Origin of the sequence: Desulfobacula sp., assembly GCF_014237455.1 — a bacterium.
Taxonomy (GTDB): Bacteria; Desulfobacterota; Desulfobacteria; order Desulfobacterales; family Desulfobacteraceae; genus Desulfobacula.
The window spans coordinates 1-14,811 of record NZ_JABZFL010000025.1 but is presented as its reverse complement, the minus strand read 5'-3'; the positions used below and the strand labels follow the sequence as shown (position 1 = coordinate 14,811).

General features: G+C 47.2%; 13 protein-coding genes. 9 read left to right on the top strand and 4 right to left on the bottom strand.

The annotated features are described in order from the left end of the window. Positions 1–40: 40 nt before the first annotated feature. Together HGJ91_RS03740 and HGJ91_RS03735 are read right to left on the bottom strand one after the other, a co-directional pair. Positions 41–748, bottom strand: a complete 708-nt coding sequence (locus tag HGJ91_RS03740) for an ABC transporter ATP-binding protein (RefSeq protein WP_291346358.1) — start codon at positions 746–748, stop codon at positions 41–43. Then, a complete protein-coding gene (locus HGJ91_RS03735) occupies positions 738–1,451 on the bottom strand; it encodes an ABC transporter ATP-binding protein (protein ID WP_291346357.1) in 714 nt (237 codons plus the stop codon). The genes HGJ91_RS03740 and HGJ91_RS03735 overlap by 11 nt, the downstream gene beginning before the upstream one ends. Before the next feature lie 404 nt (positions 1,452–1,855). Here HGJ91_RS03735 and HGJ91_RS03730 point away from each other — a divergent pair, with 404 nt between their 5' ends. Genes HGJ91_RS03730 through betA form a run of 4 tightly spaced genes read left to right on the top strand, consistent with a single transcriptional unit; the run spans position 1,856 to position 6,292 of the window. After that, complete coding sequence (locus HGJ91_RS03730) at positions 1,856–2,206, top strand: 4Fe-4S dicluster domain-containing protein (protein WP_291346356.1); 351 nt, start codon at positions 1,856–1,858, stop codon at positions 2,204–2,206. Then, positions 2,203–4,047, top strand: coding sequence for an aldehyde ferredoxin oxidoreductase family protein (locus HGJ91_RS03725; protein ID WP_291346355.1), 1,845 nt, complete (start codon positions 2,203–2,205; stop codon positions 4,045–4,047). The genes HGJ91_RS03730 and HGJ91_RS03725 overlap by 4 nt, the downstream gene beginning before the upstream one ends. Then, positions 4,028–4,618 carry a TetR/AcrR family transcriptional regulator gene (locus HGJ91_RS03720; protein ID WP_291346354.1) on the top strand — a complete coding sequence of 197 codons (591 nt, stop codon included), beginning with the start codon at positions 4,028–4,030 and terminating at the stop codon, positions 4,616–4,618. Before HGJ91_RS03725 ends, HGJ91_RS03720 begins: the two co-directional genes overlap by 20 nt. A 21-nt stretch (positions 4,619–4,639) precedes the next feature. Continuing rightward, positions 4,640–6,292: a choline dehydrogenase gene (gene betA, locus HGJ91_RS03715; RefSeq protein WP_291346353.1), complete on the top strand. Its 1,653-nt coding sequence runs from the start codon at positions 4,640–4,642 to the stop codon at positions 6,290–6,292. Positions 6,293–6,313: 21 nt separating this feature from the next. Here betA and HGJ91_RS03710 read toward each other — a convergent pair whose 3' ends face one another. Then, positions 6,314–7,105: a hypothetical protein gene (locus HGJ91_RS03710; RefSeq protein ID WP_291346352.1), complete on the bottom strand. Its 792-nt coding sequence runs from the start codon at positions 7,103–7,105 to the stop codon at positions 6,314–6,316. Between the two features lie 187 nt (positions 7,106–7,292). Between HGJ91_RS03710 and HGJ91_RS03705 the strand changes: the two genes are divergently transcribed. The 5 genes from HGJ91_RS03705 (at position 7,293) to HGJ91_RS03685 (ending at position 13,557) form a co-directional block, all read left to right on the top strand. Beyond that, complete coding sequence (locus HGJ91_RS03705) at positions 7,293–8,792, top strand: sigma 54-interacting transcriptional regulator (protein ID WP_291346351.1); 1,500 nt, start codon at positions 7,293–7,295, stop codon at positions 8,790–8,792. A 276-nt stretch (positions 8,793–9,068) separates the two neighbouring features. Further along, positions 9,069–10,574: a BCCT family transporter gene (locus HGJ91_RS03700; RefSeq protein WP_291346350.1), complete on the top strand. Its 1,506-nt coding sequence runs from the start codon at positions 9,069–9,071 to the stop codon at positions 10,572–10,574. 87 nt (positions 10,575–10,661) lie between these two features. Beyond that, complete coding sequence (locus tag HGJ91_RS03695; protein ID WP_291346349.1) at positions 10,662–12,083, top strand: trimethylamine methyltransferase family protein; 1,422 nt, start codon at positions 10,662–10,664, stop codon at positions 12,081–12,083. 11 nt (positions 12,084–12,094) lie between these two features. Beyond that, the gene (locus tag HGJ91_RS03690) at positions 12,095–12,727 is read left to right on the top strand and encodes a corrinoid protein (protein ID WP_291346348.1); all 633 of its coding nucleotides are present in this window, start codon (positions 12,095–12,097) and stop codon (positions 12,725–12,727) included. Between the two features lie 29 nt (positions 12,728–12,756). Beyond that, positions 12,757–13,557, top strand: coding sequence for a dihydropteroate synthase (locus HGJ91_RS03685; protein WP_291346347.1), 801 nt, complete (start codon positions 12,757–12,759; stop codon positions 13,555–13,557). Between the two features lie 183 nt (positions 13,558–13,740). Here HGJ91_RS03685 and HGJ91_RS03680 read toward each other — a convergent pair whose 3' ends face one another. Next, positions 13,741–14,640 carry a DMT family transporter gene (locus HGJ91_RS03680; RefSeq protein WP_291346346.1) on the bottom strand — a complete coding sequence of 300 codons (900 nt, stop codon included), beginning with the start codon at positions 14,638–14,640 and terminating at the stop codon, positions 13,741–13,743. Between the last annotated feature and the right edge of the window lie 171 nt (positions 14,641–14,811).

Genomic DNA, 14,811 nt, shown 5'->3' with positions numbered 1-14,811 from the left:
CCTGCAATATATTCACCCCAATCCCTATTCCCCAGCACTGTCACATCCCCAAAAAAATTTCCTTTAGATCCTCGTTACTTAAGGCATCGTCTTTACTCCCCGAAAACGTTATGCGCCCTTCTTCCAAAACATATAGCTTGTCAGCCAGATCGGTTATCTGGGGGATGTTCTGTTCGACCACCAGAATTGTTTTACCCTGCTTGTTAATCTCCTTAATAATCTTGGTCACCTCCACCCTTAAATTTGGCTGTAACCCCAAAGCTGGTTCGTCAATGGCCAGAAAATCAGCATTTGACATCAATCCACGGGCAATAGCCAACATTTTGGCTTCGCCACCGCTCATGGTGCTAGCATATTGTTTCTTTCTTTCGGCCAAGCGAGGAAACAGTGAAAAAACTTTTTCCAGATTTTGTTTTTCATATTTGCGGGCATTTCTTGAATACGCCCCTAATTTAAGATTTTCCATGACTGACATATAGGGAAACAGTTCCCGATTTTCAGCAATATATGTAATTCCCAGGTTGACGATCTTCTCAGATGAGAATTTAATAATATCCTGATCTTTATAAACTATTTTGCCCCGCCTATAATCCACCATGCCGCAAAGGCTTTTTAACAAAGTGCTTTTGCCGTGACCATTAGGTCCCAGCATCACCACTACTTCTCCTTTGTTAACATTAATAGACACATCTTTGAGTACGTGGGCTTGTCCGTAATACGCGTTCAGGTTTTCAATACTAAGCATCATGTGTATCTCCCAGGTAGCAGGCAATAACTTCGGGATTTGAGGTTATTTCTTCAGGCGTCCCGGTACAGATCTCGCTCCCGTTTTCTATAACTAAGATAGGATTGGCAAGCTCTGTTAAAACCTTCATAAAATGTTCAATAATGATGACGGTGATTTTAAGATCTTGATTGATTTTTTGTATGAGATTTGTCATTTGCTTAATCTCCAAAGCGTTAAGCCCTGCCATGGGCTCATCAACCATCAATATTTTTGGCTTTGTTGCCAGAGCAGCCGCTATCATCAATCTTTTTTTGCCCAACAAGTTTAGAAGATCAGTTTTATTGCTGCGCTCTTCTTTAAGACTGGTAAAAGAGATCATCTCATCGGAATAGCCGGGGTGGTATTTGCCGGGGTTGCCGAAACGGCAGCCCAAATTCACGCTTTCTTCCACTGTCAGGCTTTCAAAAATTTGAGGAATTTGAAACGTTCTTGAAATCCCAAGACGAGCAATTTTGTGCGTGGGAAATCCGGTTATATTCTTACCGTCAAACTCTATTTTGCCTTCATATTTGTAAAATCCCGTGATGAGGTTGTATAAAGTGGATTTACCCGCACCGTTTGGACCGGCTATTCCAAATACCTGCCCTTCTTTCACCTCAAAACTTAGGTCATCGACAGCTGCCAACGCTCCAAACTTTTTGGTAATATGGGTCGCCTTGAGCATCTTACATTCCTCCGATTCTCTGAATCCCTATCCAAAATTTATTCCAAGCATTAATAGCAAAAGCTATATATTAGATAAGAGCTTGCTTTTTATCAACAAAAGAAAAAAAACCAACAATTCCCACTATCAAATATTTTCCCTGAGACTGCCCCTGTTCCTTCCTTCAAGTTTAGCGCATTTTTTCTATCACATAATATGTGATATGTGATATGTGATATGTGATCCAAGGCATACCATATATTTTTTTTAAAAACAATAATGAAACTTATTTACATAGTACATAATACGTGATATTTTCTTTTTTTAAAGATAGATAATATATTTAGGAGAATGCCATCAAAGCCTTTATCCACACACATTTTGACAGATGCACGGGATGCTGTATCTGTCAGCTGGCATGCAGCATGGACCTGATAGGGGGCTATAACCCGAGACGGGCCCGTCTTTTAATTCAAAACAAAAATGAAAACCTATATCATATGCCTGTGGTCTGCAGTCAGTGCGGAAATGCCTATTGCATGACTGCCTGTCCTGTTAAAGCCATCCATCGAAATGATGACGGCATTGTCTGTATTGATCCGGATAAATGTATCAACTGCGGTTTATGTGCCCAATACTGCCCCATGGGAATGGTATCATTGGATCCTGATACAAAAAAAGCGGTTAAATGCGAATTGTGCCAGGGGAAGCCTCTGTGTGTTGAAGCCTGCCCCACTGGAGCCCTTGAACTGGTTCAACTAAGGAAAGATCAATGAGTTCTGCCTACACAAACAAACTGATGATGATTGATTTGTCCCATGCGTCTTTTGAAATTCTCCCGGTCCCTGATGCCCTTAAGACAAACTTTATCGGCGGAAAAGGATTTGGAGCAAAACTTCTCTGTGACATGGTTTCCCCGGGTACTGATCCTTTGAGCAAAGATAATCCGCTCATATTTATGACAGGGCCCTTAACTGGTACCATGGCCCCAGCCATGCGGGGGTGTGTGGTCACCAAATCTCCTCTGACCGGTATTTTCCTGGATTCCTATTTTGGCGGCAGTTTCTCTCCTGAAATCAAATATGCCGGATATGACGGCATCATCATCAAAGGCCAGGCCAAAAAGCCGGTCTTTATATGGATTAATGATGATCATGTGGAAATCCGGGATGCCCGGCACTTATGGGGAACCAATACTCTGGAAGCCAATAGGCTGATCAAAACCGAACTCAAGGATAAAACTATCAAAATTGCCACTATCGGCCAGGCAGGTGAGGCCCGGATTCCTTTCGCTCTGATTTGCGGTGAGTACAACCGCCAGGCAGGTAGGGGCGGCGCCGGTGCCGTCATGGGCTCCAAAAATCTTAAGGCCATTGCCATAAAGGGTACCAAACCGGTCCTAGTTCATGACCCGCAGCGATTTATAACAGCCTGTGCCAGGGCTTTCAAAGAACTTGAAGAAAGTCCGGACGTAGAATCCTTCCGTCAGGCCGGCACAGCCGCTTCCGTTGAATTTGCCAATGAGACCGGTCTTTTGCCCCATAAAAATTATCAAAATGGAACCTTTTCAAAGGCATCTGATCTGGGGGATAAGGGCCAGTCTAAACATTTGTGGCTGGGCAGCTCTGCCTGTATGGGGTGCCCCATCAGATGTTCCAAAATCGGAGCGGTCCGGACCGGAAAATATAAAGGTATTATTACAGATATTATAGAGTATGAATCTGTCGCCCTCATGGGGGCCAACCTGGACATTTCCGATATCAGGGCTGTGGCCCACCTGGTCAAGCTCTGTGACCTTTACGGAATGGATTCAATGTCCACGGGCAATATTATCGGTTTTGCCATGGAGGCCTGTGAAAAAGGCTTGATCCCTTCTCCCAAAGGTATTGATCTAAAATTCGGTAACGTGGCGGCAGCTGAACACCTGATCCATGCCATTGCAAACAAAAAAGGTGAATTGGGAAAACTTTTGTCCCAGGGCGTACAGAAGGCTGCCCAAAAAATCGCGGGAACGGCAGAGGAACTGGCCGTACACACCAAAGGACTTGAAGCTCCTGCATGGGGTCCCAGAGGGGTCTCGGGCATGGGCCTGGCATATATGACAACGGACCGGGGCGGATGTCACCAGAGGGGATTTCCCGTGTCCTATGAATTGTCAGGAGAATGGGAAGGACACCCCCTTGATCCGCTCTCGCCCGAGGACAAAGCGCAAATGGTGGTAGCGCTGCAGAATTATTCCGCTGGTCGTGACACCCTGGTGAATTGTGACTTTGGCAGTTACGGCATACCTGCCGACACCTATGCCGAACTTCTCAGTGCGGCAACGGGACAAAAAGCAGATACCAATACCCTCATGGAAACAGGTGAGCGGATCTGGAACCTTGTCAGGTATTTTAACCTGGCCCAGGGTCTTACTGCCCAAAAAGATATCCTTCCCCGCAGGTTTGTAGAGGAACCTCTTCCCGACGGTCCTTCAAAGGGCCACAGGATTTCAAGGGATGATATGGACTATATGCGGCAGGAATATTATCAATTGCGGGGATGGAACAAAAAAGGCGTCCCCCTTGATAAAACCCTGAACCGTTTGGGAATAAAGTATGTCGGTCCCCATCAATAAAAAAGAAGCCAAACGGATTGCCACAAAAAGGCTGATTCTTGAAACCGCAACCCATTTATTTGCCCGGCTGGGGTACCATAAAACCACGATTCAAGATATCGCCTATCACATTGGCATGACCACGGGAGCTGTGTTTCACCACTACAATTCAAAACCTGATATCCTTAAAGAAGTGGTGGAAGAGCTTGACCATAGCTTTGACCAATATATTGAGTATCTGAGCCAAGACCATACAGATTATAAAAAAATGGTCAGCGGCATGATGGATATTTTTATGGGCCGGTTTCAAGACCATCCTGACACAATCATTGCCTTGGCTTCCCTGGCAGCTGAATTCAGCGGTATCAGGGGGCCTGTAATTATAAAAATCCAGGCTGCCTATGATAAATTTGTGGATGCCTTTGAAGATGCCCTGAACCGGGTTTCCCAAAATAAAACCAACCGGGCTGCGGCAGTCTGTTTTATTTCAGGCCTACAGGGCGTTGCACTCCAGGCCCTTGTCAGGGACGATGAAATGGATATTGATGACCTGGTGGCTGGATTTATCAGCCTGGTGTCTGAAAACCGGTAATACTGAAAAGGAGTTAAAATAATGAAAGAAAAATATGATTATCTCATTATAGGCGGCGGCTCTGCCGGTTGTGTTCTGGCCAACAGACTCAGTCAGGACCCGGCTAATAAAGTATTGGTTATAGAGGCTGGCAGGCCGGATTATATCTGGGATATTTTCATTCACATGCCGGCTGGCCTGACCTATCCTTTGGGTAATAAATATTATGACTGGTGTTACGAATCCGAACCTGAACCCCATATGCACAACCGAAAAGTTTCCCATGGCCGGGGCAAGGTCCTTGGTGGTTCCTCCAGTATCAATGGCATGATCTACATTAGGGGCAATGCCATGGATTATGAAAAATGGGCCAGAGATGCAGGTATGGAAAGCTGGGATTATGCTCATAACCTGCCCTATTTTAAAAGAGCTGAAAATCGTCTTAAAGGAAGAGATGACTACCATGGCACGGACGGTCCCCTCATACTTGAAACAGGACCCTGTAAGAACCCGCTATTCCAGGCATTTCTCGATTCGACCAAACAGGCGGGTTACCCCCTGACCAGAGATGTCAATGGATACCAGCAGGAAGGATTTGGCGCCTTTGACCGAAATATCAGCCGGGGCCGCCGTCTTTCTGCGGCAAGGGCTTATCTTCACCCCGTCCTGAAAAAACGGCCCAATCTGGATGTAATCTGCCGGGCTCTTACCACCCGAATCCTGTTTGACAACAAAAAAGCCATTGGTGTGGAATTTATCAAAGGCAGGAAAGGCAGCCCAAAAACCGTCCATTCAGGAGAAGTCATCTGCTGTGGCGGCGCTATAAACTCCCCACAAATCCTCCAGTTATCAGGCATTGGAAATGCCGGACAGCTTGAAAAACTCGGCATCAAGCCAGTCCATGATCTTCCCGGAGTGGGAGAAAACATGCAGGACCACCTGGAAGTCTATGTCCAGTATAAATGCAAAAAACCTATATCCTTGAACCCGTCCCTCAAGTGGTGGAAAAAACCCTTTATCGGCTACCAATGGCTCTTCCACAGATCTGGTGCAGCCGCCACCAACCATTTTGAGGCAGGTGGATTTATCAGAAGCAATAATGATGTAGAATATCCGAATATCCAATTCCATTTCCTGCCCCTGGCCATTCGTTACGACGGCAGCCAGCCCAGCCATGACCACGGCTATCAGGTCCATGTGGGCCCCATGTATTCCAATTCCAAGGGATCGGTTAAAATCAAATCTACGGACCCCCGGCACCACCCGGCCCTGCACTTCAACTATTTATCCACGAACCAGGACCGCAAAGAATGGGTAGAAGCCATAAGGTGTGCCAGAAAGATCATGAACCAGCCGGCCTTTAACGAATTTAACGATGGGGAAACCTCTCCGGGCAACCATATTCAGACAGACAATGATATTCTGGACTGGGTGGCAAAGGACGCAGAAACTGCGCTTCACCCTTCCTGCACCTGCAAAATGGGAAAAGATGATATGGCTGTGGTGGACCCGGATACCATGAAGGTTCACGGCGTGGAAAACCTGCGTGTGGTGGATGCCTCGGTCATGCCCTATGTGACCAACGGAAATATCTATGCTCCGGTCATGATGGTGGCGGAAAAAGCCTGTGACCTCATACTGGGCAATACTTTGGAGCCACCTTCAACGGCAGGATTTTATCGGCACAACGCCTGAAAAATCGGATCAATATTTAATTTATGCTTTTGGAATTTTAAAACTGCAGGGAACGATAACCTGGCACTTCCCGCAAACATGGGTGGTTTTCTCCAGGCCTGCCATTTCTTCTGTATCATGAAGATTGGAGTTGAGTCTGGCCCAGCATTTTTTCCGGTCTATTCCTGTCTCGGCAGATACGGCTCCTACAGGACAGCGTTTGACACAGACCAAACATTTATGACCATTTTTATGAAGGCAAAGCTCTTTTTCAATCACCAGAGGGCTGTCACCGAGATCAGCCTGGGTGACCAGGCTGCCCAAACGACCGGTACAGCCTGATGGCGTGATGAACTGAGCATTAACACCAAAGCGGCCCAGGCCTGCTACATATCCCAGATGTTTATGGGACCAGCGGGCCATCAATTTCTTATGATCAAAATTATGCGTTGCCGGGACCAGGGCAGAATGGTATCCGGCATCTTCAAGGAAAAGCTTGATCTGCTCACACAGTTTGTTAATCAATGTATTGGTGGATTCATATGCCAGTCCCCAGTTCCGGCAGGGGATATCCCCTTTATGATTTTCCCTGGCCAGGTCTTTGATAAAAGGAATAAAAAAAACGATCACAGACTTACCCGTGGCCAGAAGATCTTTTGGAAGAATATGGTCATCTGCTGCAATTTTGGGCAAAATATCAAAGCGTTCGTCCGCCTTTGCTGTGACTGCAAGGGGTGTCCGCCAGAAATTCTTTCCACCTGCGGCCTTTGGATAATCTGCTACATATTTTTCAATCAATTCTCTTAAGTCACCGGATGTAACAGGTGCAGTCATAATCACCTCTAATTATCATTTATTAAAACAGTCCAAAAAATATTAACCTATCATAAATTACTTAAAAACAATATGGCTGTATCCCCTTTAAAAAAAACCAGGCGCTTTGATATTCCATTCCGGATATGGTATAGATCACAAATCGAAAACAGGGTGTTTTAACAATGATATTGCAAGGGATTCACCAATGCCTTTTCCTGAAAATTTTAATCTTTCCGGCCTGCTGGATATGAAAAGCATTGATTTTTTATCTGTGTTGAACCACCTGGATGACGGGGTGATTATTGCCGACGTTAACGGGACCATCCTTTTTTACAATACTGCTCAATCCAAGATAGATGGATTAGTGCCCAAGGACGTGATCGGGCTCAAGGTGACAGATATTTATGAACTCAACAACCGTACCAGCATGATCATGCAAGTCATTTTCCGACATGCGGCCATTAAAAACAAGGCGTTTTTCTACAGGACCCGCTCAGGAAAAGTTGCCAACACCATTACCAGTGTTTACCCCCTTTTTAATGGAGAAACCATCAATGGGGTGATCTGCTTTGTCAAGGATTATGAACTCCTGTACCGCTCCACTCCTTCATCAGCCATCACTGAATCCAGGCCAGACCTTGGCAACGGTACCCAATACACCTTTGCCGACCTCATCGGCAACGACCCGAATTTCCAGCGGGTGGTGGGAATGGCCAGAAAAGCGGCTTCTTCATCCTCCCCCATCATGATCCAGGGGGAAACAGGCACAGGCAAGGAACTCTTTGCCCAATCCATTCACAATCACAGCCAGCGGCGGGAACAAAAATTTATCGGCATCAATTGTGGGGCCATTCCCCATGATCTTCTGGAAGGCATTCTTTTTGGCACTGCCCGGGGAGCCTTTACTGGTGCAATAGACAAGCCCGGCCTTTTTGAAATTGCCCATGACGGCACCCTGTTCCTGGACGAACTGCTGGCCATGCCCATAGACCTCCAGGCAAAGCTGTTAAGAGTTGTGCAGGAAAAACGTGTCCGAAGGGTGGGTTCTGCCAAAGAAACCCCAGTGGATGTCAAAATCATCAGTTCGGTGAGCCAGGATCCCCGAACCGACATCCGGAAAAATCGTCTGCGCACAGACCTGTTTTACCGACTGGCGGTGGTTATGGTCAAGCTGCCACCCCTTCGTGAAAGGCAGGACAACATGAATGAACTGATCAGCCATTTTATTGAAAAATACAATAACAGTCTGGGCACCAATGTAACCTATATTTCAGAGGAAGTTCTTGACTTATTCACCACCTATCAATGGCCAGGAAATGTAAGGGAACTTGAACACCTGATAGAGGGTGCCATGAACATGGCAGGCAGGGAAGAAACTATTGGAATAGAGCATTTCACGCCGGGTCTGGATTGCCTGGAACAGATTGATTTTACCTGCCTGGAAACTCCCTTTTCCATACCCGGAAATCCTGACAGTCCCCGGGTTGAAGAACCGGTCGAAGCCCTTGATCTGACCCGGCCCCACAACCTTGCCCAGACCCAGGAAGACCGGGAAAAATCAGCCATCAAATCCGCCCTTTCCGCTGCTGGCGGTAATGTGACAAAGGCGGCAAAACACCTGGGAATTTCAAGACAGCTACTCCATTATAAGATCAAAAAACACAGATTGTACCGCCTGGATTTTATCCGCCGTCCGACCATTTAGTCAATTTTTTTTCAAGTGAAAATTTTTTTTTCTATTCACATTTGAACCAAGTGACAAAAAATTTTCTATCCGACTGAACTAAAAAAATGTTATCCATAGTATCAGATAAAATTTATATATAATATCAATCACTTAAATTATTTATTTACAGAAAAACTGCCTGTATAGAACTCTGGCACACAACCTGCATTTTATCGAATAAAAGTCCACTGGCCTAACCGTACAAAGTACCGCAAAGGTGAATAGAATATAAACCAATTTTGCAGGAGTTATATTTTGAATAATACAACAACAACATCAACAAAACCTTTTGATCCATTTGTGTTCTGGGTTTCTGCCTCTGTAACCGTCCTTTTTGTCCTCTGGTCCATTCTCTTTCCCGAAAATATGACTGCGGTCATCAATGCGGTTTTCAGCTGGACCACCACCAAATGGGCATGGCTCTATCTATTGACTGTCTTCATGCTGGTCATTGGCTGTTTTGTTCTCATGGGACAAAAATACGGCAGCATGAAACTGGGGCTTCCCAGTGACAAACCCGAGTTTTCCAATTTTTCCTGGTTTGCCATGCTCTTTGGCTCTGCCATTGCCGCAGGCATTGTATTCTGGGGCCCTGCCGAGCCGGCCTACCATTATATGAGCCCACCTCCCTATTTTGGCGGAGAGGCAAACACCCCGGCCGCAGGTTCCAATGCCATGACCTATTCCTTTTTCCACTGGGGGTTGAGTGCCTGGTCTATCTATGCCATGCTGACCATTGCCATAGGTCATGCCTGCTTTACCCATAACCTGCCTTTAAAATTTTCCAGTGCTTTTTACTATGTTATCGGCGACAAGATCCACGGCACCTGGGGAAAAATATTGGACATCTTTGCCGTGTTTGCCACCCTGGGCGGCCTTGCCACCACCACGGGCTTTGTGGCCCTCCAGCTCTCTTCCGGACTGAAATTCCAGTACGGTATGCAGCTGGGCTCTTCCAGCACTTATATCATCATCACTATCCTCACCGCCATTTTCACCCTGTCGGTTTACACAGGACTTCAAAAAGGGGTAAAGCTCATCGGAGATATCAACATGTGGATCTTTGTCCTAGTCTGGTTTTTTGTCCTGATATTCGGCCCCAGTATTTTCCTGATCAACCTTACCATAAATTCCATGGGCCAGTATCTTCTGCATTTTATTCCCATGAGCCTTTTTACCGCTCCGGGATTTGAAGGTAACTGGATCGGCTCCTGGACCGTGTTCTACTGGGCATGGTGGATGAGCTGGGCGCCCTTTGTGGCCGTATTTATCGCCAGGATCTCCAAGGGAAGAACTATCCGTGAAACCGTTGCCGCCACCCTGATTCTCCCCACTCTGGGGAATTTTCTCTGGTACGGAGTCGTAGGCGGGGCCGGAATTCATTTTGACGTCAGTGCCACCATGAAGGAACACGGAATGGAAAGTGCTATATTCGCTATTGCCCAGAACCTTCCAATGACAGGGCTTCTGGCCGTTGCCCTGATCTTTTTAATCGGCACCTTCTTTTTGACTTCTGCCAATTCCGCAGCCCTGTCCCTTGCCATGTTTGTATCCGGTCATGAAAATCCCGGACGAAATCTGCGAGCCTTCTGGGGCATTGCTCTGGGTGCCGTGGCAGCCGTGCTGGCCGGAAGCGGCAGCCTCAAAGCCATCCAGACCGCCTCCATTGCAACGGCATTTCCCCTCATGTTCCTGCTGCTGCTGGTACTTTACGGCACATTCAAGGGATTGAACCAATATAAAAAAGAAAACAACAAATAAGCAATCTGTCTGTGGCCCTGTATTTAGGGGCCACAGGGATTATCTATCTAAAAAAGAGGAACTACCCCTCTTAAAGGAGAAGAAACAATGTATGATAGAATGCAGGAACTGAGTATCCAAAACATGGAAAAAATCCATGATGCCGCCATGGATCTTCTAAAAAACACCGGTGTTTCCTTTAATGAAGAAGAGGCGCTCAAAATTTTCAAGGCAAACGGACACAGGGTGAAAGGTGCCACAGTATTTTTTGAAGAATCCGACATTCAAAAGGCTTTGAAAACCGCACCCAGACGTTTCACCGTCCATGCCAGGAACCCGGAAAAAAATGTGGAAATCGGGGAAGATGATTTTGTCTTCCTGCCCGGATACGGCGCTCCCTTTGTCATGGACGTCCAGGGCAATCAACGCCAGGCCACCATGGAAGATTATGACAATTTTTGCAAACTGATCCAGACATCTCCGTACATCAACATGAACGGCTGGATGATGGTGGAACCGGCTGATATGCCCCATGAGACGGTCCACCTGGACCTGAACCTGTCCAATATGCTTTTGTGCGACAAACCCTTTATGGGAAGCCCGGTATCCCGACAGGGCGCCCTGGACGGAATTGAAATGGCCGGTATCCTCTGGGGCGGCAAGAAAAACATTATGGACAAGACCGTATCTGTCTCTCTGATCAACTCTTTGTCCCCTTTGCAGTTTGCCGATGAAATGATTGGATCACTCATTGAACTTGCCCGTCACAACCAGGCCTGTGTGGTGGCCTCCCTTATCATGGCCGGCGGCTCCGGCCCCGTGACCCTGGACGGAGTACTGGCCCTCCAGAATGCTGAAATCCTGGCCGGTATCACCCTGGCCCAGCTGGTCAGACCGGGAGCCCCTGTAATCTATGGATCCACCTCTTCTGCCATGGACATGAAAACAGGCGCTCTCTCCATTGGTGCACCCGAGCTGTCTAAAAACATTCACCTGGTGGCTCAGATGGCACGGTTCTACAATCTCCCCTCAAGGTCCGGCGGTGGTCTGACCGATGCCTTGTGTGCCGATGCCCAGGCCGGTGTGGAATCTGCCCTGGCCCTTTCCACTGCAGCCAGGAGCGGGATCAATTTCATTCTCCATTCCTGCGGTATTCTGGGTTCCTATATTGCCATGAGTTTTGAGAAATTCCTTGTTGACGAGGAAGCCTGCGGCATGATATTGAACATGCTCAAACCCCTTGCCCTCACCGATGATTCAATTGATATTGACGTGATCAAGGAGGTGGGCATCGGCGGCCAGTACCTGACCCATCCCAAGACCTTTAAACTGTGCCGGACCGAATTTTTCATGCCCACTCTTATGAGCCGCAAGAACCCGGATGCCTGGGCAAAGGATGGAAAAAAACACATTAACCAGATTGCAGAAGACAAGGTAGCACAGCGGCTGGCTTCCTATGAAAAACCTGACATTGACCCGGAAATTGAAAAACAATTAACCCAATATGTTGAAAAACGTAAAAACCCTTAAAGGAGAGAAAAATGACTGATTTTAATGCAATGACAGATGCCCTGGTTTCCTGTGACGGCGCCAAACTGACAGACCTTGTAAACGACGCCCTGGCCCAGAATACCCCGGCCGGTGATATTCTCAACAAAGGCCTGATTGCCGGTATGGACATTGTGGGCGAAAAAATGGAAAGCGGTGATATGTTTATCCCCGAAGTCCTCATGGCAGCCAAGTCCATGGGAGACTGCGTCACCATCCTAAAGCCCCTGTTGGGAGAAGATGAATCCGCCACCAGTGCCAGCGTGATCATTGGAACGGTTAAAGGCGACCTCCATGATATCGGTAAAAATCTCGTGGCCATGATGATGGGAAGCGCCGGCATGGAAGTTCACAATATCGGGGTGGATATTGCGCCTGAAAATTTTGTGGCCCAGATCAAAGAAAAAAATGCACAGATTGTCTGCCTGTCAGCTCTTTTGACCACCACCATGCCCATGATGAAACAAACTGTGGATGCCATTGTGGAAAGCGGCCTGCGGGACCAGGTCAAAATTCTTGTGGGCGGTGCACCTGTCACCCAGACCTTTGCCGATGAAATCGGGGCAGACGGGTTTGCAGCTGATGCAGGCTCTGCTTCAAAACTTGCCAAATCATTTGTCAGCTAAGCTGGACGTATAAACACAGGAGAAAAACCATGTTTGAAGTAATAGGTGAAAGAATCAATACCTCCAGAAAATTTGTTCAGGCAGCCGTGGCAGAAAGGGATGCTGACTATATCATTGATGATATAAAAAAACAGCAGGAAGCAGGCGCCAACTATATTGATGTCAATGCCGGAGCCCGCATCGGTCATGAAACCGAAGATATGAAATGGCTTCTGGACACCATCCAGCCCATTGCCACCGTTCCCCTTACTCTGGACAGCCCGGACCCAGCTGTCCTGGAAATGGCGTTTAAGATGGTGGGGAAAACCCCCATGATCAACTCCATCAGTCTGGAGAAAGAACGGTTTGAGGCTATGATGCCGTTCCTTGAAGGAAAAGACTGCAAGGTCATTGCCCTTTGCATGGATGATGCCGGCATGCCTTCGTCTTCCGATGACATCCTGGGCCGTGCCAGAGGCCTGGTGGAAGAACTCAACAAGATCGGCATCCCCACAGCCTCCATCTATGTGGATCCCCTGGTCCAGCCCATCAGCACCGACTCCAACAAAGGCGTCATGGTTCTGGATGCAGTCCGGTCCATCAAAGCTGAATTCCCGGATGTCCACATCACTGGTGGCCTGTCCAATATTTCCTACGGCCTGCCCCAGCGCCACATCATCAACCGGACCTTTGTCAGCCTTATGATGGATGCAGGTATGGATTCCGCCATTATTGATCCCTTGGACAAAAAAATCATGGCCACCATCAGAACCGCAGATATGCTCCTGTCCCATGATGATTTCTGCATGAACTTTCTTAAGGGGGTTCGTTCCGGGGTCATTGAAAGCTAACTCTCCAACTTATTAAAGATAGTTGTATAAAAAATCCCGCTGGTTCTGCTCAGCGGGATTTTTTATACATGTGCTGGCCCTGGTTATCGAAAAGCATTCGAATTTTTAATTAAAAAAACAATCCAAAGCCCTATGGAATCCAAAGAGTAGGGCTACAACTTTACTAAGAATTCAGCCTTTCTGCTATTTGCTCTGGCGGTATGAAAGCCAGACAACACCTGCGATCACAAGAAGGGTTCCCACCAGTTGAACAGGCGTGAGCCGTTCTCCCAGAAGAAACCAGGCATAGACCCCTGCAAAAAGAATCTCGGACATGACAAGGATACTGGCAATCCCGGCCTGGATATATTTCATTCCCAGAAGATACAGGGTAAAAGCGCCAAAGGTGGAGATGGCGATCAATCCACAAAATGCAAAGGCCATTGTCGAATTCAATGGAAACGGCTGGTTTGTAAAGGGCTGGAGGGGCAGCAGCATAATGGATGCAACGCCAAAGGCAATGGAAAGACAGGCAGTTGCTCCGTATTTTGACACCATGTTTTTACCGCAAAGACTCCAGCCGGCATAGAAAAACGGCACGGTAAACCCCGCCATCAGTCCGGCCGTATTTGTCTGTTCCAAAGAAAAAATATTTATGCCCGAGGCCATGGCAGTCCCCATGAAAATAATCATCATGGACCCGATCTTTTCCCGGGTTAATTCTTCTTTCCAAAGGTAAAAAGCCGCCACTGTCACCACAGCAGGCATGGCTGCCTGCATCACTGTGGTAACGGCAGCACCGTTGAGCACAACACTTTCATTGTAAAAAATGTGGAATCCGCCCAGAAAAAATCCCATGCCCACAAGCCAGGGCAAATCCTTTCTCTCTATTTTCAGATTCTGCGGACGGGTCAAAAGGGTGAACAAAAACAGGGTGGCAAATGCTGCCGTGTCCCGCCAGAAAGCCAGGGAGACTGAAGTACCGTTCGAGTTTTCCAGAATAATGGTCACAAAGATGCCGGACATACCCCAGAAAGCCGCAGCTGCGACAACCAAAGCAGCGCCGGCAGCTGATCCGTTTATTCGTCCGAGCCGTTCATTCATCTGCAGCGTCATTAAGATTTCACATTATTAAAGTTTTTCAGTCAGCACCGGAACAACATCAAAAATATCTCCCACAATGCCATAATCACACTTGGAAAAAATAGGGGCATCCTTGTCTTCATTAATGGCCACAATAACCTTAGACGTCTTCATGCCGGCAAAATGCTGAAC